We start from the raw sequence: 17506 nt of genomic DNA on the forward strand, positions 1-17506 counted from the left end.
CCGTGACGGCGAGGTCCCAGCATGGATCGGGCACCGCTCCGGTCGGTTGCGGGGGTTGGAAACAGGTGATGTATCGGGGGGCGGCCGGTTCTGCCGCAGTGCTGCCACCATGACTGCTCCGGACCAAGATCGGCGCGGTGAGCGAGACTGCGGCAGAGAGCACGAAGGCAGCACCGAGCGCTGCCGCTATGACGGCCGGTCTCGGTGAGCGCCAGTTCACCTGGCAGACGGTACGCGGAACGGCTTGGCTCCGTGGTCCGACGTTGTCCAGATGGCCGCCCGCTGGCTCGATGCGATCGTCACCGCCCACCGCGGATTCGCCCGCCCGTCTGGGCCGTTGCTGGGCCGCCAAGCGGCGACCAGAGACGCCGAAGAAACACCAGGTCAGCCGCGATGTGAGAGCGGCTGGCCAGGTGGGCGACGGACGACTCGACCTGTACGCCGGATTCAGTGGGCCGCTAAGTCAGTGGCCGGCGCTGGCGGTGCCCGACGGCTACCCGCGCGCCTCGGTCGACTCGGCGCACGGCGAGTGGGCGATCGGCATGGTTCCCGGCGTCCAGCAGGGCGGTGCCGTGCAGATGCTGCCGTTACGTTGGAATCTCACGACCGGGGCGGTGAGCCTGCTGCCGTTCCCGGGGACGACCGGGATCGCCGGCAACGGTGACGTGCTGGTCGGCGACGGTGCGCCGCTGGTCGTCGCCCCGGACGGCACGTCCCGCCGGTTGCCGGGTCGGCCCGAGGTCCGGGCGACCGAGGCGGGCACGTACACGGCCAACGGGATCAGCGACGACGGCCTGACCGTGGTCGGTGCCGTCTACGAGAACCAGGTGCACCGGCCGCTGGTGTGGCGCTGCCGCCGCTAAGGGCCGAGCGAGGTGCCAGGCAGCAGCAGTCCGCGATGGTTGCGACGCCGGACGGCACCATAATGGCCGCATGGCGAAGTCGATGATCGACGGGCAGTGGCAGCAGTTCGTCTCGTACGGCACCCGCACCGGCAAGCTCGCGACGACACGGGCCGACGGCTCGCCGCACGTCGTCCCGGTGTGGTTCGTACTCGACGGCGACGACGTGCTGTTCAACACCGGCAGGACCTCGGTGAAGGGCCGCAACCTCGCCCGCGACGGCAGGGCCGTGCTGTGCGTCGACGACGAAAAACCGCCGTACGCGTTCGTGACGCTGCGGGGGCGCGCGACGATCACCGAGGACCTGCCCGAGATGCGGCGGTGGGCGACCCGGATCGCCGAGCGCTACATGGGGCCGGACCTGGCCGAGACATACGGAACGCGCAACGCCGTGCCGGGCGAGCTGCTGGTGCGCCTGACCGTGGAGAAGGTCGTCGGGCAGACCGGCATCTCCGACTGAGCGACCGCCGGCGGAAGCAGCGAGGAAGCATCGAACATGCCGCCTGTGGCCGACACGTCACGACAGCGCGGCGTGGTAGCCGTCGCCCGGGTTCCCGCCTCGCTGCGCCTGTCGGCCCTCATCCTCGTGCCGTGGTCCGACCGGCTGCCTACTTCAGGCGCCGGGACGAGATGTTCTCCTGGGCCAGCAGTCGCAGCGACGCGAGGAGGTTCTCGCCGAGGATGGTTCCGATCACCACGCTCTCGGCGACCTGGTCGGGATCGGTCCGGGAGGCGACCGCAGCGACCTCCAGTTCGGTGAATCGCTCCACCGCCTCCGCGTAGGGGTCCAGGAGGTCGACCAGGTGATCCTGGCCGAGCGATCGCAGGACGCTGATGGTTTCGACCAGGGTGGCGATCGCAGGTGAGTCCGGCTCGACGGCCCAGCCTCGCCGTTGGATGAGTTCCTGCACCTGCACAGCGGCGGCCGTGCGTGCGCTGTCGCCTGCGGTCAGTTGCCGACTCGGGGTGATGGCCCGGTGCACCACCCCGATCCGTTCGTGCAGGGACAGGGTGTCGGAATCGAGCGCTTCCAGCACGGCTCTGACTCGGGCCACGGGAACCTGGGCCAGGTCGATCATGGCCCGGGTCAGGCGAAGTCGATTCAGGTGATGCTCGTCGTAGCTGGCCTGGTTGGGGCTGGTCAGCTCGCCGGGCGGCAGCAGGCCCTCCCGCAGGTAGTACTTGATCGTCGGTACCGCAACCCCTGACCGCCGACTCAGCTCCGCGATGCGCATCCCTTGACTTCCCCTCTCCCCTGATGGAGAGTAGCACTATCCATAAGCAGATAGCTGCACTATCCATCGAGAGAGAAGACCATGCTGGAAGTGATTCTGGTGATGGCCCTGCTGGGCTTCCGCCTACTGGGTGCGCTCGGTGTACGCCGGTTCGCCACCTGGGCGGCCAGCGCGGCACACGCGATGGCGGTCATGCTCGTCGTCACCGCGTCCGCGCACTTCGTGCCGCCGAGCGTCACCGTGATGCCGAACCACGCCGACCTGGTCCGGATGGTGCCGCCAGTCGTGCCGTTCGCCGATGCGATGGTCTACCTGACCGGCGTGCTGGAGCTGCTGGGCGCCGTGGGCCTGGTGTTGACCGCAACCCGCTGGGCGGCCGGGATCAGCCTTGCCGCGCTCTACGTGCTCCTGCTTCCGGCGAACGTCTACGCCGCCGTCAACGATGTGCCGTTCAACGGGGATGAGCCGACTCCGCTGTGGCTGCGAATCCCCCAGCAGGTCCTCTACATCGCCATCGCTGTGTGGGTGGCCCGATCGGCCGACAGCACGGTGGCCCGACGCGTCCTGCGCCTGCCGCGCTCCGGCGTCGCAAGATCAGCGACCGTCGCCCGATAGCCCCTCGTCAAGCTGATCAGAAAGGAGTTTTCCGTGCAGACCATGGCCCTCAGTACCGAGTCCCGCATGATTGCCGGGGTGGTTCTCCTCACCATCGTCACCATCGAGGTCGGCGGCTGGTTCATGACCCGAATCGCCCGGGGCGCCGTGCCGATGACCGACTTCCAGCGGTCCTTCGCGCGCGCCGGGCACGGCCATGCCGGCGTACTGGTGATCCTGAGCCTGGTCGGCCTGCTCTATGTGGACGCCACGAGCCTCACCGGCGCCATGCTGTGGATCGCCCGGTTGGGATTGCCCGTCGCCGCGATCCTGATGCCCGCCGGATTCTTCGCCGCTTCCGCCGGCAGGAACGCCACCGGACCCAACAGATTCGTCTGGGTGCTGTGGATCGGCGCGCTCTCCCTGACCGCGGGTGTGATCAGCCTCGGCGTCGGTCTGCTGACCGCCTGACGAGAACCCGGTGTGAGAATTCGGGTAGCCGGATTCCGGCTACCACTCCTACCCCCACTCCCGGCGCACCGGAGGCTCCTCCGGCTCCTCGTGCGCAGGCTCGGTGTCTTTCGTCTCGACCTGCTCCTCCCGCTCGACCCGGGCCGGCAGCTTGCCGAACCTGTCGTGTCGCCGGGCTTCGAACTCCTCGTCCGCTGCCCGGTCATTGCCTTCTCGGTTCTCACTCATCACCGACCCCCCTCGTCGAGTCCCATTGTCCCCGCCGAGGCAGTCGAAGGTGCGTAGAGCTGGTGTCGCGGATCCTGAAACCGAGATGGCGCGCAGGTCCGGCGGCCGGGACGACGGCACCGCTCAGCCGAGCCACAGAGCGGAAACGATGACGAGCACGGCCAGCACGATCAGGACCGCGAGCACCGCCCCGTTGCCCCGCGTCGGTCCGGACCGGGTCATGCCCTCGGCGAACCGCGAGATGTCCTGGACCTGCCCCGCCGCCGTCAGCCCGACCGTCTCCTCCACCGCCGGCAGCGGCGGCGGCTCCGACACCGGCTGGGTCTCGTAGCGCGGCTCGATCCGGGGCGGCAACTGCCGGTAGCGGTCGTCCATGGCCCGAGTGTCGGCTCGGATGTCAAGCAGAGCGGGGCCCTGACCGCAGCCAGGATCACCGGCGCTGCCGAGCGGCAGACGATGTGGAGGCGTCACCCGCCGTAGGGGGAGGAAATGGTCGCCGCTTCGTCACCTGTCGGCGACGCCCGGCCCCTGGTTTTCTCAGCGGCGAAAGATCACCAGAGAGAGCAGGGCTGACATGTCGATCCTCCGCCGTTCCCTCGCCGCCACGGGCGCGATCCTCGCCGCCGGCGCCGTCGCACTGGTCGACGCGTCGCCGGCGCTGGCCAGCACGCCGTCGAGCTGCTCCAGCGTCCGCCAGATCGGCACCACCCGGGTGCTCACCGTCGGTGGCATGCAGGCGGCCTCGGTCAAGCAGTACTACGGCTGCGGCTACAACTACGCCTACATCTACGTCTGGGAGCAGTACCGCGCCACCCACTCGAACTGGGACCTCTACGTCCACGTGATCAACGAGTCGGACAGCGGCAGCGACTACGGCGTGGGCCGGCTGAGCAACACCACCCGCGCCGAACTGTGGGGCGCCCCCGCCAACACGGCGTCGTACTGCACCCACGTGACGGGCTACCTCAACAGCACGGGTGGTTCGACCAGCACCGTCTGCTGACCACTGATCCACGACGCGGCCCGCCGGAGACAGCCGGCGGGCCCGTCCGGCGTTCCGGACCGCACCCGGGGCGCCGCCCCACGGAGAGACAGAACCCGAAAGGAACACCACCGCCGGGGCGCCCCACCACGGGGAAGTGTCCGGCAGTGCGAACGGCCGACACCGCGTTGGCGACCCATCGGTAGCATTCAGCGGCGATGGTCCACAGCGAGCAGTCGGTGACGCACGGCCCGGGCACCGCCCTCGGGGTCGACGGCTGCACCGACGCCGTCGAGGTGGGGCGGGGCGGCTTCGGCGTCGTCTACCGCGCCTGGCAGCCCGACTTCGCCCGCTGGGTGGCGGTCAAGGTGCTCGCCGCCGACTGGCACGGCCCGTCCCGCGCCCGCTTCGAGCGGGAGCTGCGGATGCTGGGCCGGCTCTCCGACCACCCGCACATCGTCACGCTGCACCAGGCCGGCCGCACCGCCGCCGGCAATCCGTACCTGCTGATGGCGTACGAGGAGGGCGGCTCGCTGGGTGACCGGCTGCGCGGCGGCGCGGCCGGCGACTGGCGCGAGGCGGTCGCCGGTGGCATCGCGGTGGCCGGCGCGCTGGAGACCGCGCACCGCGCGGGCGTGCTGCACCGCGACGTCAAACCCGAGAACATCCTGATCTCCGGGTACGGCGAGCCGAAGCTGGCCGACTTCGGGCAGGCCCGGCCCCGCTCGGCCCGCCCGACCGGCGCGGACGGGAGGGTGACCGCGAGCGTGCTGCACGCCGCGCCGGAGGTGCTGCGCGGCGAGCCCCCGTCGGTGCCCGCCGACGTCTACGCGCTCGCCTCGACCGTGCTGCACTGGATTCGCGGCGCCCCACCCTTCGCGCCCGCCGACGGCGAGTCGGTGGAGTCGCTGCTGTGCCGGATCGCCGTCGACCCGGTGCCGGACCTGCGCCCGCTCGGCGTACCCGACGGGGTGTGTGCGGCGTTGGAGCGCGCGCTGGCCAAGGATCCGGCGCGGCGGCCCGCGACCGCCGCCGCGTTCGCCGAGGAGCTGCGGGCGGCGCAGGTGGCGACGGGCCTGCCGGTGAGTCCGTTCGTCCTCGGCAGCCCGGGTGGTGACCCCGCCGGGCCGTGGCCGCCGCATCCCGCCGGCGAGGCCGCGCCCCTGTCGCTGTCCGACCGCCGCCGGGCCGCGCTGGCGCTGTCGGCCACCGTCACGCGCCGGCCGTCGCGGGTACGCCGGCACACGCTGACCCGCTCGCTCGGGCTGCTCGTCGCCCTGGCGACGGCGCTGGCCGCCGGCGGGTCGCGGGCGCTGCCCACGCCCGCCCCGGTGGAACTGCCGGCCCAGGTGCCCTTCGGCGAGCTGGAACTCAACGCCGAGTCGCCCGAGCAGGTGGTGGCGGTCGGCAACCGCGCCGACCGGCCGGTGCGGTTGACCGGGCTGACGCTGACCGGGCCGTCCCGGAGCGAGCTGCGGATCGTCGCGGACGGGTGCACCACCCGACCGCTCGCGCCGGGCGACCGGTGCGCGGTGCGGCTGGTCGCCGTCCCGCGCGCCGCCGGGCCGATCCGGGCGTCGCTCGAGCTGACCGTGGACGGCCGGCGGCTCGCCACCCCGGTCGTCGGCACCGGCCGACCCCGGTCCGCCAGCCGGGACGACGCGCCGCCCGGCCCCTGCTACGCCGACGCCTACCAGGTCGGCGCGTCCGCGTACGGGCACGCGGGCGGGCTGCGGGCGATCTCCGTCAAGCAGTACTGGTCGCCGAGCTGCCGGGCCACGATGGCGTACGTCTGGGTGTGGAAGCAGTACCGGGACAACGCGGCCACCGGCGGCGGCACCTGGACCGTCGACCTGGGGGTACACGCCGACCGGCCCACGCCCGCCCGGCAGCGCGCGGTCGGGCAGCCGTACGAGCTGTGGACCGAGCCGTACCCGTCGGCGGGGCGGTGCACCACGGCGACGGCGACGGTCACCGCCGACCGGTCGCAGGTGGCCACCACCGCGACCACCGAGCCCTGGTGCGACCGGTGACCGCCGGATACCTCGAGGTCCACGGGGTGGGCGCGGTCCGGCTGGTGCCGCTGACCACCGACGCGTTGACCATCGGCCGGGCGCCCGGCAACGAGCTGCCCATCGACAGCAAACTGGTCTCCCGGCTGCACGCCCTGGTGGAACGGTTCCCGTCCGGCTGGACGATCCGCGACCTGGGCAGCACCAACGGCACCACCGTCAACGGCGCCGCGGTGCGGGAGGCTCGGCTGCTGCGCGACGGCGACCGGGTGGAGATCGGCCCGGCCCGGCTGCTGTTCCGCGCGCCGGCGGAACTCACCGGCACCCGGACGGTGGGCGTCGAGCCCCCGCCGGCGCCCCCGGCGCTGACCCGGCGGGAGCAGGAGCTGGTCGAGGTGCTCTGCCGCCCGTACGTCGAGGGCGGCACCCCCTTCCCCGAGCCGCCCACCGTGCGGGTGCTGGCCACCGCGCTCGGCGTCAGCGAGAGCGCCGTGAAGAAGCACCTGACCAACCTGTACGACAAGTTCGGGCTGGTCACCAACGACGAGCGGCGCCGGTCCCGGCTGGCCGGCGAAGCGGTGCGCCGGGGAGCGGCGGGGCTGCCCGGCTGACGTACGCGTGCCCTCCGGACCACGTCCCACGCGGCCCGGAGGGCACACCCCCCTGTTTCCTCCAGGCGTGTCGGGCCCCCGCGAAGGGTCCGCCGAGGTCGCCGGCGCACGCCTCCCCCGGTGCGCCGGGCGCCGGGCCGGAGGACGTGGCCGACAGCGCCCGCCAGGAATCACACCAGGCCGGGCGGCCCGCCGACAGGTGTCCGAACGGGGAGGGTTTCCGCCGGGGGCGAATCAGCGGCGGCGCGCCGTCGGAGGTGAGGTGGGAAGCTCCCTCGCTCGGCGACGTCGCGCCTGCCTGTCCAGCACCCGCAGCGACGCTACGCTGACCCGTCGTGTCGGTGATCCGGCTGCGGTGCGCCGGCGGCTGCCGTACGACGGGGGCACGACCGTCGCCGAGGAGGTACGCGATGACCCGTCAGCGGGAGACCGTCGAGGTCGATCCGGTCCTGTTCCGAGCCGTGTACGACTCGCCCGCCGCGCTGCCCGGACAGCACCGGTGGGTCACTCCGGAACACGACGTGCGCCGGATCGAGAAGCTGCTCGGGATGCCGCCGACGAGCATCGGGGCACCGCTCTGGGTCAGCGGCGACGAGCCGGACTGTCCGAAGTGCGGCCGCCGGCAGACCTGGTTGGACATCATCTCCTCGGCGCTGAAGGGCGTGCACGACAAGGCGATGATCGCCATCGTCATCCTCGGCGACCGCAAGTACGTCAACACCGAGGTGCCGGACGGCATCGCCGGGGTGCACTGCGTCGACTGCCACACCCCGATCGAGGGTCTGCGCAGCTTCAAGTGCCACAACTGGGCGTACGCCTTCGAGGCGCTGGAGGCGGTGCGGGAGCGGATGGCGAACGGGGTCAGCCGGCCAGCTTCCTGACGTGACGCAGCCCGGGTTGGCCGTCGAGCAGCACCTCGCCGACCGGCGTGAAACCGGCCCGGCGTAGCACCGTCAGCGAGCCGGCGTTCTCCAGCGTCGCCGATGCGGTCAGCCGGACCAGCCCGTACGCCTCGCGGGCCAGGTCGCAGACCTGCCGTACACCGGCGGTGGCCAGGCCGCGCCCGGCGGCCCGTTCGGCGACCCGGTAGCCCAGGTCGGCCTCGCCGTCGGCGACGTCGACGAGGTTGAACCGGCCCAGCACCTCGCCGTCGTCGTCGACCAGGAGGTGGAAGTGGCATCGGCCGGTCTCCTGCTCGGCGAGCAGCGCCGCGTGCCGGGCGTCGAACTGCGCGAAGTAGTCGTCACCCCGGTCGGGCACGCTGCGGGCGAAGTACGTCCGGTTCTCCCGCTCGAACTCCAGCAGCGCGGGAGCGTGGTCGGGCGCCAGGCGCTGGAGTACGGGCACCCGCGCCACCCTAGCCGGCTGAGCGGCGGGCGGGACGCCGGCCGGGCGGGGAGGGCGGCTCGGGGCCCGGGTCCGGCACCGGCGGCATGGGCCGGGTCACCGCCGTCTGACCGGTGACGGTCACCGGCTCCCCGGCGTGCCGGAGCGTGACCTCGACCTCCGGGGCGGCGTCGGGCAACTCGTAGCGGGTCTCGTCCCGGGTGAGGGTGACCCGCAGCCGCTGCCCGCGCCAGCGCAGGCCGAAGGCCAGCCGGTCGAGCCGGGCCGGCAGCCGGGGGTCGAAGGACAGCTCGCCCCGCTGGTCGCGCAGCCCGCCGAAGCCCTCCACCACCGCCGTCCAGGCGCCGGCCAGCGCGGCCAGGTGCAGCCCGTCGCTGGTCTTGTCCCCCAGGTCCGCCAGGTCGTGCAGCGCCGCCTCGGCGAACAGGTCGTACGCCAGGTCCAGGTGCCCGATCTCGGCGGCGAGCACCGCCTGCGAGGCGGCGGAGAGCGACGAGTCGCGGACGGTCCGGGCCTGGTAGTAGGCGAAGTTGCGCCGCTTCTCCTCGGCGGTGAACTCGCCGGGGCAGCGCTGCATGGCCAGCACCAGGTCGGCCTGCTTGACCACCTGCTTGCGGTAGAGCTCCAGGTAGGGAAAGTGCAGCAGCAGCGGGTAGTCGTCCTCGGTCAGCGCGGCGAAGTCCCACTCGGGCTGCTCGGTGAAGCCGGCCGCCTGCTGGTGCACGCCCCGCTTGCGGTCGTACGGGAGGTGGATCGCGTCGGCGGCGGCCCGCCAGCCGGCGATCTCAGCCGGGCTGACGCCCAGTTCCTCGGCGCGCCCGGGGTGCCGTTCGGCGGCGTCGGCGGCGCCGAGCAGGTTGCGCCGGGCCATCGCGTTGGTGAAGAGGTTGTCGTCGACCAGGGCGGCGTACTCGTCCGGGCCGGTGACGCCGGTGATGTGGAAGGCGCCCTCGTCCGACCAGTACCCGAAACCGTGCCAGAGCCGGGCCGTGGCCACCAGCAGCTCCAGCCCGACCCCGGCGAACAGGTCGTCGTCCCCGGTGGCCGCGACGTAGCGCAGCACCGCGTCGGCGATGTCGGCGTTGACGTGCAGGGCGGCGGTGCCGGCGGGCCAGTAGCCGGAGCACTCCCGGCCGCTGATGGTCCGCCACGGGAAGGTCGCGCCGGGCAGCCGCAGCTCGGCGGCGCGCTCCCGGGCCTCGGGCAGGTGGGCGTGCCGCCAGCGCAGCGCCGACCGGGTCACCTCCGGCGCCAGGTACGTCAGCACCGGCAGCACGTAGCCCTCGGTGTCCCAGAGGACGTGCCCGTCGTAGCCGTTGCCGGTCAGCCCCTTCGCCGGAATGGTCCGGTCGCCCTCGGCCCGGCCGGCCTGGAGCAGGTGGAAGACCGCGAACCGGATGGCCTGCTGAAGCTCGGGGTCGCCGTCGAGCTCCACGTCGGCGGTCTGCCAGTGCCCGTCGAGGGCGGTCCGCTGGTCGGCGAGGAGGGCGTCGAAGCCGTGCTCCCGGGCGGCGTCGGCCTCGGCGACGACCAGGTCGGCCAGGTCGTTCGCCGCCATACCGTCGACGGGCGTGCACTCGTGCGCGGCGTACTTGGTGATCCGCAGCCGCTGGCCGGGGCGCAGCCGGCCCTCGACGCACATCCGGAGGCGGTCGGCGGTGCAGTCGTCGGAGGTGGCGAAGCCCTCCGGCATCTCGGACTCGTGGGTGACCGCGACCGCGACCCGCTGGGCGCTGCGGTCGGTGCGGTGCACCAGCACGCCCGAGCCGCCGTCGCAGCGGTGGGCCTCGGCGTTCAGCGGGTCGCGGATCACCGAGGCGGCCCGGGGGTCGTCGGGGCGCTCCGGCACCCGCTCGTTGGCCTGCACGTCCGAGCAGAGCCGGAGTTCGACCGGCGCGTCGCCCAGCGGCTCGACCTCGTAGCGGACGGCGGCGATCGGGTGCCGGGGCAACGACACCAGCCGGGTGCTGCGGACGCGGACCCCGTGCCCGCCCGGCGAGATCCACTCGGTGTCCCGGCGCACCACGCCGGCGCGCAGGTCGAGCACCCGCTCGTGGGCGCGCAGCGTTCCGGTGCGCAGGTCCAGCGCGTCGCCGCCCACCCAGAGTCGGATCAGGGCGGCGTTGGGCGCGCTGACCACGGTGTCGCTGCGCTGCGGGAAGGCGTACCCGTCCTCCGGGTAGCTGAGTTCGCGCTGCTCGTGGAAGCCGTTGAGGTAGCTGCCGGACATCCCGTACGGCTCGCCCTCGTCCAGCGTGCCGCGCCAGCCCACCCAGCCGTTGCTGAGCGCGAAGACCGACTCGGTCTCGCCGAGCCGGTCGCTGTCGGCCGCGGTACGCCGCACCAGCCAGTTCTCGTCACTACGCACGGAACTCCCGTTACCCGTGGTCCGCGGCCGACCAATCCGCCCTGGGCTGTGAAGTCGCTGAGACGAAGGTCAGGGCCAAACCCTCACCATCGCACGGTGCCGGCCGCCTCCGTGATTCGTACCGTCTGCCCAAGGTAAACGGGGTATGAACATTTGGTGAGGTGAGGCAGGATGCAGACCGGCAGGACCGATGTTCCCGACATCAGCGTGGAGTGGTACCGGGAGATCAATGAGGTAGCTGACTCCAGCCCGGCGCCGGTGCAGTGGTTCGCGGTGCACTTCACCGGGGCGGCGATCCTGCTGCTCGGCGCGCTGTTCCTGTTGGCCGCCGCGCCCCGGCTGCTGCGCGGTAGGCCGTGGGGCCGGGCGGTCGCGCTGGTCGCGCCGGTCACCGTGGTCCTCGCGTACGCGTCCAGCGAGGCGCTGAAGACGGTCTTCGACGAGGCACGGCCCTGCCGGGGAGCCGCGACCGTGGTGGCCGGGCACTGCCCGCCGGTCGGCGACTGGTCATTCCCGAGCAACCACGCCACCATCGCCGGCGCGCTCGCCGCGGCCACCCTGCTGCTCTCCCGCCGGCTGGGGCTGGTCGCCGTGCCACTGGCGCTGCTCGCCGCGCTCTCCCGGGTCTTCGTCGGCGTGCACTACCCGCACGACGTGGCCGCCGGCCTGTTCCTCGGCGCCCTGGTGGCGCTGGCCGGCGCGCCGCTGATCGCCCGCCCCGTCGCCGACCTGCTGGCCCGCCGCACCACCCACCCGGACCGACTCCCCGCCACCGCCGACCACCCCTGACCCACCCGGCCGCCCGCGCCCCCGGCCCGACAGGTCCGCCGGTGATCAAGAAGTTTGCGTCTCGGGAAAGGGCGTTCCCTGACGCAAACCTCTTGATCACCGAGTGGGTCGGCAGGCCGGCGGGGCGGGGGTGGGTGGGTCAGGTGGGGAGGAGGAGGGCGGCGGAGGTGCCGAGGATCAGGATGGGGCCGAAGGGGAGGTGGCTCGACCAGGTGACCCGGCGGGCCAGCAGCAGCGCGAGACTGACCACCGCCGAGAGGGCGAAGGTGAGCAGCAGTCCGGCGACCAGCACCGGCCAGCCGTACCAGCCGAGCAGCATGCCCACGCTCAGCGCCAGTTTGGCGTCGCCGAGGCCGAAGCCGCGCCGGCCGAGCAGCAGCGTGGTGGCGGCGAAGGCCAGCCCCAGCGCGGCCCCGGCGGTCAGGGCGCGCAGCCACGGGCCGGGCCCGGGGCCGGTCAGCGCGGCCACCGCGAGCAGCGTGGCCGTGCCCGCCGCGGCCGGCCAGGTGAGCCGGTCGGGGAGCCGGTGCACGGCCAGGTCCACCAGCGCCAGCGGCACCGCCCAGCCGAGCCACCAGGCGAGCGCGGCCCGCTCGGCGAGCGTCGCGTCGGTCAGGACCAGCACCGCCAGGGCCGCGACGGCGGCCAGTTCGACGGTGCCCGGTGGCGCGCCGATCCGGGCCCGGCAGGCCGGACACCGGGCCGCCGGGCCGAGCCCCGGGCGCCCGAGCCCGATCGGCGCGCCGCAGCCGTCGCAGCCGACCCGCGCCGGCGCCCCCACCGGTACGGCGTACCGGGCGACGGCGAGCCGGAGCACCGGGGTCACGGCCAGGGCGGCGAGGACGCGTACGGAGAGTGATTTCGGGTCCCGGCCCGAGTGATGATCCACCGCCGAGCGCGGTGGTGGATCGCTTGCGTCGGCCGGGGCTCCATATTCGTGGGAATCCCTTCTCGTGGCTTTTTCGATGAGGGGACGGATCGGGCGAGACGCATCGACAGATGCCATATCTTCCGGCCCGACTGCCGGATCGGCGGGCGGGCCCGGCCGAGCGTCGGCACCCGCGCCCCGACCGGGTGCGGCGACCCGTCCCGGCGTTCCGGACTCGCCCTCGGCCACCCCTGACCACCTCCGCTCATCACCCACCGTGTTCGAATGAATTGCCTCTGTTGCATCGGCGGACGTGAGCCTATGCTCGCCCCTTGGGTACGGCGCAACCCCCGTCAACAGCGTCGGAGGCCACCCGAGACATCAGGTTCCACCATTTCGTAAAGATCCGCACAGGTAAATGCGACAGCGGTAAATCGAGGTCCGGACGGCATCATCCGGGCGCGCTGGCGCATGCCCGGAGGCCACGGGAGACGGGCCGCCGGGTGGCACCGAGGAGGGCACGGCGTTGCGTACACGGCATCCCCGCCGATGGACAACCTGCCTGGTCATCGCGACGGTGGTCGGGTCGACCGCCGGCTGCGGCGGCGGGTCGGAGACGGCCGCCGGGCCCGCCGCCCGCAAGGCCACCGCCGAGCCCCGGCATTCGGCCGAGGAGGAACGGGCCGCGGAGCAGGCCGCGCTCGCCGCCTATTCCGGGTACCTCACCGCGTCCCGGGAGGCGAGCCGCGACAGCGACCCCCGCCACCCCGCGCTCACCCGCTTCCTGGCCGATCCGCTGCTCACCCGGGTCCGGGTGGCGATCGGCCAGGCCCGGACGCACGGCGCGATCCGCACCGGCACGTTGCGCTCCGACCCCACGGTCACCTCGGTCAGCCTGGACGCCGTCCCGCCGACCGTGGAGATCCAGGACTGCCTGGACGCCACCGGCTACCGACTGGTGTACGCCAAGGACCGGCGGGTGGTGCCCGGCTCCGGCGGTGGCCGCCACCTCGCCACCGCGACCGCCACCCGGTACCCGGACGGCCGCTGGCTGATCAGCTCCGGTGCCGCCCACGAGGACCAGCCGTGCTGACCTGGGGAGGAGGGTGCGTCCCGGCCCGCGGACCCCGGGCCGGGACGCACCGGCGGCTGCTCGCCGCGACGCTGCTGGCCCTGCTGGTCGCGCTCGCCGCGCCGGTCCCGGCGGTCGCCGAGGGGCCGGGGCCGCAGTGCCCGCCCGGGCAGAACGACTGCAGCATCTGGGACGACGACCCGGGCACCCCCGGCGACCCGGGTGGCGGCGGGGACACCGGCGGCGATCCGGGCGGCGGCGCCGCCCCGAAGTGCCAGTGGAACGGCAAGCCGCTGCCCTGCTACAACCAGTTCCTCGGCTGGTTCAACAACGCCGACGGCTGCTACTACAAGCTGGCCGAGCCGCAGCGAGAGGCCCCCGAGGGCGCCAGGTGGTACGTCCGCACCTGCAACGGTGGCGACCTCGGCAGCCAGACCGTGGTGCTGCTGGACACCCCGCCACCCGGGTTCGGCACGCCGCCCGACCCGGAGGAGCTGGCCCGGCGGGTCCTGGCGTCGATCTCGCTGCTGCCGCCCCGGATCGCGGTGGCGCCCCGCCGCAACACCGGCCCCGGCCTGGTCGGCCTGCCGGTCTGGATGTGGGCCAGCCCGGGCCGGAACTACTTCGGCCCGATCCACGCCTGGGACTCCGACCGCGGCCTGCGGGTGGACATCACCGCCAAGGTCGACCGGATCGTCTGGACCATGGGCAACGGCGTCAAGGTGACCTGCGCCGACGAGGGCACCCCGTACGACCCGAAGGGGCGCCGCGCCGGGAAGACCTCGCCGGACTGCGGCTACGACTCCGGCTACCCGAAGGCCGGCACCTACCGGGTCAGCGCCACCACGTACTGGTCGGTGACCTGGCGCGGCGGCGGCGAGAGCGGCGTGATCGCCCAGACCCGGACCAGCGGGACGACTCCGATCGAGATCGACGAGCTTCAGGTGGTTACCCGATGAGCCTGGTCACCCGCAACGGCAGCCCGGTCGACGCGCCGGTCGCCCCGCCGAAGGTGCTCCGCCAGCGCCGGACCCGACCCGGCCTGCTGGGGCTGGCGGTGCTGCTGATCGCGTTGGGCGGCCTCGGCGCGGCCTTCGCGGTCACCTCGGTCCGGGCCACCGGCAGCTACCTGGCGGTCGCCCGCCCGGTCGAGGTGGGCCGGCAGCTCAGCGCCGACGACCTGGTCAGCGTGCAGGTCTCCGGCGGGGCCGGGCTGTCCCCGGTGCCGGCCGGCAAGCTCGACGAGGTGGTCGGGAAGCGGGCGGCGGTGTCGCTCACCCCCGGCACGCTGCTGACCATGGGGCAGCTCACCGACGCCCCGCTGCTCGGCGAGGGGCAGCAGCAGATCGCGCTCGGGTTGAAGCAGAGCCAGGTGCCCGCCCGCAAGCTCCATCCCGGCGACAAGGTGCTGCTGGTCAGCACCCCCGCCGACAACGACGACAGCCAGGTGCCGGGCACCCGGTTCACCGGCACGGTGATCGACACGGCCACCCCGGAGAACGACGACGTGGTGGTCTACGTGGCGCTGCCCGTCCGCGACGTGCCGGCCGTGGTGGTGCTGGCCGCCCAGGAGCGGATCGCCCTGGTGCTGGTCGAGGCGGCCTGACCGTGGCGATCATCGCGCTGGTCTCGGCGAAGGGCTCACCCGGGGTCACCACCACCGCGCTGGCCTGCGCGCTGAGCTGGCACCGGCGGCTGGTGCTGGCCGAGTGCGACCCGGCCGGCGGCACCATCCTCGCCGGCTACCTCGGTGGCGCGCTGGACGGCCCCCGGGGCATCGGCGAACTGGCCGTCGGCGAGCTGCGCGACGGCAACCTGGAGACCGCCTTCTGGTCGCAGCTGGTCGACCTGGACGCGCCGCGGCGGGAACGGCTGCTGCTGCCGGGCGTGGTCGACCCGGCCCAGGCGGGCAGCGTCAGCCCGCTCTGGCAGCGGTTCGCCGACTTCTTCGGCAGCCTGGAGAAGGGCCAGCCGCCGTACGACGTGATCGTCGACTGTGGGCGCCTGCAGGTGGCCGGTCCACCGTGGCCGGTGCTGCGGGCCGCGGCGGTGGTGCTGCTGGTCACCCGGGCGCAGCTGCCCGACCTCTCCGCCACCCGGTCGATGATCCGGGCGATCGAGCGGGACTTCACCGAGCACCGGGTGCCCCCGGGCACGCTGCGGCTGCTGGTGGTCGGCGACGGGCACGGCAAGGGCGAGATCAGCAAGGCGCTGCGGGTGCCGGTGATCGCCACCCTGCCGGCGGACCCGCGTACCGCCGAGGTGCTCAGCCTGGGCGGCACCGTACGCGCCGGGCGGCCGTTGATGCGCGCGGCCGGCGCGCTCGAGGTGCCGGTCCGGGCGCTGCTGGACCGCCGCCGGGCCCGGCTGGCCTGGCCCGCCGCCCAGGAGGTGCCGGATGTGGTGTGAGCGGCCCGGGGAGGCACGTCATGCGGTTTGAGCCGGTCTCCCACGACCCGCGCCAGCAGCCGGCGGCGACCTCGACGATGCCGCCGCTGCCCCCGGTGAACGGCCGGCACCACCAGCCGGCGCCGCCCGTCGCGCCGCCCACGCCCACCCCGCCGCCGCCGCGACCGAGGGTGGACTTCGCGGTGGTCCGCGAGCTGCGCCGGGAACTGAGCGAACGGCTCACCCAGTGGCAGCGCGGCCGGGAGTTCGACGCCAACGCCGAGGAGGTCGAGCGGGCCCGGCTCGCGGTCGCCGTGGTCTCCGGGTACGCCGACTCGGTGCGTCGGGCCGGCACCCCGATGGCCGCCGACGAGGAGCGGATCCTGCTCGACCAGGTCACCGCCGAGCTGGTCGGGCTGGGCCGGCTCCAGACGCTGCTGGTCGACGACACCATCGAGGAGGTGCACATCCTCGGCTGCGACCAGGTGCGCATCACCCGGCACGGCGGGGGCGTCGACTGGGTCGAGCCGATCGCCGACAGCGACGACGAGCTGGTGGAGATCCTCCAGGCGGCGGCCCGCCGGGCCGGCGCGACCGAGCGGTCCCTGTCGACGTCCAAGCCGACGCTCGACCTGCAACTGCCCGACGGCAGCCGCCTCGCCGCGGTGTTCCTGGTCAGCCACCGCCCGTACGCGGTGATCCGCAAGCACAACACGCTGGACGTCAGCCTGGAGGAGATCGCCGGCTCCCGCCCCGACCTGGACGAGATGATCGACCCGCTGCTGCGCGACTTCCTGCGGGCGTCCATGCGGGCCGGGCTCAACATCATGGTCGCCGGGCTGGCCGGGGCGGGAAAGACCACGGTCATTCGGGCGCTGATGGACGAGATCCCGCCCGACGAGCCGTACGTGCTGCTGGAGGAGAGCCGGGAGCTGCTGCCGGCCCGCCGGGGTCGCAAGCACCGGGCGGTGATGAGCTTCGAGTCCCGCGAGGGACACGGCGAGCGCGGGATGGACGGGCGACCGGCGGGCGAGGTGAGCATCGCCGACCTGATCCCGGTGTCGCTGCGGATGGGCGTGCTGCGGATCATCGTCGGCGAGGTCCGGTCCCGGGAGATCGTGCCGATGCTCCAGGCGATGACCACCAGCCGCGGCTCGATGTGCACCATCCACGCCCGTACCCCGGCCGGGGTGAGCGAGCGGATCATTGAGCTGGCGCTGGCCCACGGCCGGGAGATGACGGTCGACCAGGCCCGCCGGATGGCCGGCAACGCCCTCGACCTGATCGTCTACGTGACCGTCGAGGACGAGACCGCGATCGGCGGGCGCAAGCACCGGTTCGTCTCCCACGTGGAGGAGGTGATCGGGGTCGGCGAGGGCAACCGGATCGTCACCACCAACGTCTTCGGCCCCGGCCCGGACGGCCGGGCCGTCCCCCGCCACCTGCCGGAACGCATCCGCGACCAGTTGCTGCGGGTCGGCTACGACGCCCGGCTGCTGACCCGCTTCATCGAGGCCGGCACCGGCGCCTGGCGCCGCCCCCGGCACAGCCGACTGGGCCCGGCGGTGCGCCGGTGAGCGCGGGCGTCGGCTCGGGGATGGGCGGGCGCGCTCCGGTGAGTGCGAGGAGCGAGCCGGGG

General features: G+C 73.5%; 20 protein-coding genes. 14 read left to right on the forward strand and 6 right to left on the reverse strand.

Features of this window, described 5'->3' with window-relative positions; translation table 11 throughout:
- Positions 1-413: 413 nt before the first annotated feature.
- The gene (locus FHX75_RS15270; protein WP_154940548.1) at positions 414-863 is read left to right on the forward strand and encodes a hypothetical protein; all 450 of its coding nucleotides are present in this window, start codon (positions 414-416) and stop codon (positions 861-863) included.
- A gap of 70 nt (positions 864-933) precedes the next feature.
- Entirely contained in the window at positions 934-1362 is a 429-nt protein-coding gene (locus FHX75_RS15275; protein WP_154940550.1) for a PPOX class F420-dependent oxidoreductase, read from the forward strand.
- 148 nt (positions 1363-1510) lie between these two features.
- Here the strand turns inward: FHX75_RS15275 and FHX75_RS15280 are convergent, their stop codons facing one another.
- Complete coding sequence (locus FHX75_RS15280; protein WP_154940552.1) at positions 1511-2137, reverse strand: MerR family transcriptional regulator; 627 nt, start codon at positions 2135-2137, stop codon at positions 1511-1513.
- Positions 2138-2218: 81 nt separating this feature from the next.
- Between FHX75_RS15280 and FHX75_RS15285 the strand changes: the two genes are divergently transcribed.
- Both FHX75_RS15285 and FHX75_RS15290 read left to right on the forward strand, forming a co-directional pair.
- Positions 2219-2752: a DoxX family protein gene (locus FHX75_RS15285; protein WP_154940554.1), complete on the forward strand. Its 534-nt coding sequence runs from the start codon at positions 2219-2221 to the stop codon at positions 2750-2752.
- Positions 2753-2794: 42 nt separating this feature from the next.
- Positions 2795-3202 (forward strand): hypothetical protein, encoded by a 408-nt coding sequence (locus FHX75_RS15290; RefSeq protein WP_154941979.1) that lies wholly within the window; start codon positions 2795-2797, stop codon positions 3200-3202.
- Between the two features lie 48 nt (positions 3203-3250).
- On the opposite strand, the gene FHX75_RS15295 is transcribed toward FHX75_RS15290, so the two are convergent.
- Both FHX75_RS15295 and FHX75_RS15300 read right to left on the reverse strand, forming a co-directional pair.
- The gene (locus FHX75_RS15295; RefSeq protein ID WP_154940556.1) at positions 3251-3430 is read right to left on the reverse strand and encodes a hypothetical protein; all 180 of its coding nucleotides are present in this window, start codon (positions 3428-3430) and stop codon (positions 3251-3253) included.
- A 123-nt stretch (positions 3431-3553) separates the two neighbouring features.
- The gene (locus FHX75_RS15300) at positions 3554-3805 is read right to left on the reverse strand and encodes a hypothetical protein (RefSeq protein WP_154940557.1); all 252 of its coding nucleotides are present in this window, start codon (positions 3803-3805) and stop codon (positions 3554-3556) included.
- A gap of 199 nt (positions 3806-4004) precedes the next feature.
- Between FHX75_RS15300 and FHX75_RS15305 the strand changes: the two genes are divergently transcribed.
- The 4 genes from FHX75_RS15305 (at position 4005) to FHX75_RS15320 (ending at position 7916) form a co-directional block, all read left to right on the forward strand.
- Positions 4005-4433 (forward strand): hypothetical protein, encoded by a 429-nt coding sequence (locus FHX75_RS15305; protein WP_154940559.1) that lies wholly within the window; start codon positions 4005-4007, stop codon positions 4431-4433.
- A gap of 197 nt (positions 4434-4630) precedes the next feature.
- Complete coding sequence (locus FHX75_RS15310) at positions 4631-6445, forward strand: serine/threonine-protein kinase (protein WP_154940560.1); 1815 nt, start codon at positions 4631-4633, stop codon at positions 6443-6445.
- Positions 6442-7035, forward strand: a complete 594-nt coding sequence (locus FHX75_RS15315) for an FHA domain-containing protein (protein WP_211364473.1) — start codon at positions 6442-6444, stop codon at positions 7033-7035. Before FHX75_RS15310 ends, FHX75_RS15315 begins: the two co-directional genes overlap by 4 nt.
- Positions 7036-7445: 410 nt before the next feature.
- A complete protein-coding gene (locus FHX75_RS15320) occupies positions 7446-7916 on the forward strand; it encodes a hypothetical protein (protein WP_154940561.1) in 471 nt (156 codons plus the stop codon).
- Here FHX75_RS15320 and FHX75_RS15325 read toward each other — a convergent pair.
- Together FHX75_RS15325 and FHX75_RS15330 are read right to left on the reverse strand one after the other, a co-directional pair.
- Positions 7897-8382, reverse strand: coding sequence for a GNAT family N-acetyltransferase (locus tag FHX75_RS15325; protein ID WP_154940563.1), 486 nt, complete (start codon positions 8380-8382; stop codon positions 7897-7899). The two genes, FHX75_RS15320 and FHX75_RS15325, sit on opposite strands and share 20 nt — an antisense overlap.
- A 10-nt stretch (positions 8383-8392) precedes the next feature.
- On the reverse strand, positions 8393-10750 hold the full coding sequence (locus tag FHX75_RS15330) for a glycoside hydrolase family 65 protein (RefSeq protein ID WP_154940565.1): 2358 nt from the start codon (positions 10748-10750) through the stop codon (positions 8393-8395).
- Between the two features lie 171 nt (positions 10751-10921).
- Between FHX75_RS15330 and FHX75_RS15335 the strand changes: the two genes are divergently transcribed.
- Positions 10922-11539, forward strand: a complete 618-nt coding sequence (locus FHX75_RS15335; RefSeq protein WP_154940567.1) for a phosphatase PAP2 family protein — start codon at positions 10922-10924, stop codon at positions 11537-11539.
- Between the two features lie 139 nt (positions 11540-11678).
- Here the strand turns inward: FHX75_RS15335 and FHX75_RS15340 are convergent, their stop codons facing one another.
- A complete protein-coding gene (locus tag FHX75_RS15340) occupies positions 11679-12428 on the reverse strand; it encodes a prepilin peptidase (protein WP_246158085.1) in 750 nt (249 codons plus the stop codon).
- 505 nt (positions 12429-12933) lie between these two features.
- On the opposite strand from FHX75_RS15340, the gene FHX75_RS15345 reads away from it, so the two are divergent.
- From FHX75_RS15345 to FHX75_RS15365, 5 genes are read left to right on the forward strand one after another with little or no spacing between them, the layout of a single operon-like run.
- Positions 12934-13500 (forward strand): hypothetical protein, encoded by a 567-nt coding sequence (locus tag FHX75_RS15345; RefSeq protein WP_154940571.1) that lies wholly within the window; start codon positions 12934-12936, stop codon positions 13498-13500.
- On the forward strand, positions 13494-14438 hold the full coding sequence (locus tag FHX75_RS15350; protein WP_154940573.1) for a hypothetical protein: 945 nt from the start codon (positions 13494-13496) through the stop codon (positions 14436-14438). The genes FHX75_RS15345 and FHX75_RS15350 overlap by 7 nt, the downstream gene beginning before the upstream one ends.
- Complete coding sequence (locus FHX75_RS15355; protein WP_154940575.1) at positions 14435-15085, forward strand: SAF domain-containing protein; 651 nt, start codon at positions 14435-14437, stop codon at positions 15083-15085. Before FHX75_RS15350 ends, FHX75_RS15355 begins: the two co-directional genes overlap by 4 nt.
- 2 nt (positions 15086-15087) lie before the next feature.
- Positions 15088-15888, forward strand: coding sequence for a CpaE/TadZ family protein (locus tag FHX75_RS15360; RefSeq protein WP_154940577.1), 801 nt, complete (start codon positions 15088-15090; stop codon positions 15886-15888).
- A 20-nt stretch (positions 15889-15908) separates the two neighbouring features.
- A complete protein-coding gene (locus tag FHX75_RS15365; protein WP_154940579.1) occupies positions 15909-17444 on the forward strand; it encodes a TadA family conjugal transfer-associated ATPase in 1536 nt (511 codons plus the stop codon).
- Positions 17445-17506 lie beyond the last annotated feature (62 nt).

The sequence above is a fragment of the Micromonospora palomenae genome (assembly GCF_007829925.1).
GTDB classification, from domain to species: Bacteria; Actinomycetota; Actinomycetes; order Mycobacteriales; family Micromonosporaceae; genus Micromonospora; species Micromonospora purpureochromogenes.

Excerpts from the sequence above, each read along its gene's own strand:
- FHX75_RS15275 (WP_154940550.1), top strand. The coding sequence starts at position 934 with ATGGCGAAGTCGATGATCGACGGGCAGTGGCAGCAGTTCGTCTCGTAC.
- FHX75_RS15280 (WP_154940552.1), bottom strand. The coding sequence starts at position 2,137 with ATGCGCATCGCGGAGCTGAGTCGGCGGTCAGGGGTTGCGGTACCGACG.
- FHX75_RS15285 (WP_154940554.1), top strand. The coding sequence starts at position 2,219 with ATGCTGGAAGTGATTCTGGTGATGGCCCTGCTGGGCTTCCGCCTACTG.
- FHX75_RS15290 (WP_154941979.1), top strand. The coding sequence starts at position 2,795 with ATGGCCCTCAGTACCGAGTCCCGCATGATTGCCGGGGTGGTTCTCCTC.
- FHX75_RS15295 (WP_154940556.1), bottom strand. The coding sequence starts at position 3,430 with ATGAGTGAGAACCGAGAAGGCAATGACCGGGCAGCGGACGAGGAGTTC.
- FHX75_RS15300 (WP_154940557.1), bottom strand. The coding sequence starts at position 3,805 with ATGGACGACCGCTACCGGCAGTTGCCGCCCCGGATCGAGCCGCGCTAC.
- FHX75_RS15305 (WP_154940559.1), top strand. The coding sequence starts at position 4,005 with ATGTCGATCCTCCGCCGTTCCCTCGCCGCCACGGGCGCGATCCTCGCC.
- FHX75_RS15310 (WP_154940560.1), top strand. The coding sequence starts at position 4,631 with ATGGTCCACAGCGAGCAGTCGGTGACGCACGGCCCGGGCACCGCCCTC.
- FHX75_RS15320 (WP_154940561.1), top strand. The coding sequence starts at position 7,446 with ATGACCCGTCAGCGGGAGACCGTCGAGGTCGATCCGGTCCTGTTCCGA.
- FHX75_RS15335 (WP_154940567.1), top strand. The coding sequence starts at position 10,922 with ATGCAGACCGGCAGGACCGATGTTCCCGACATCAGCGTGGAGTGGTAC.
- FHX75_RS15355 (WP_154940575.1), top strand. The coding sequence starts at position 14,435 with ATGAGCCTGGTCACCCGCAACGGCAGCCCGGTCGACGCGCCGGTCGCC.
- FHX75_RS15365 (WP_154940579.1), top strand. The coding sequence starts at position 15,909 with ATGCGGTTTGAGCCGGTCTCCCACGACCCGCGCCAGCAGCCGGCGGCG.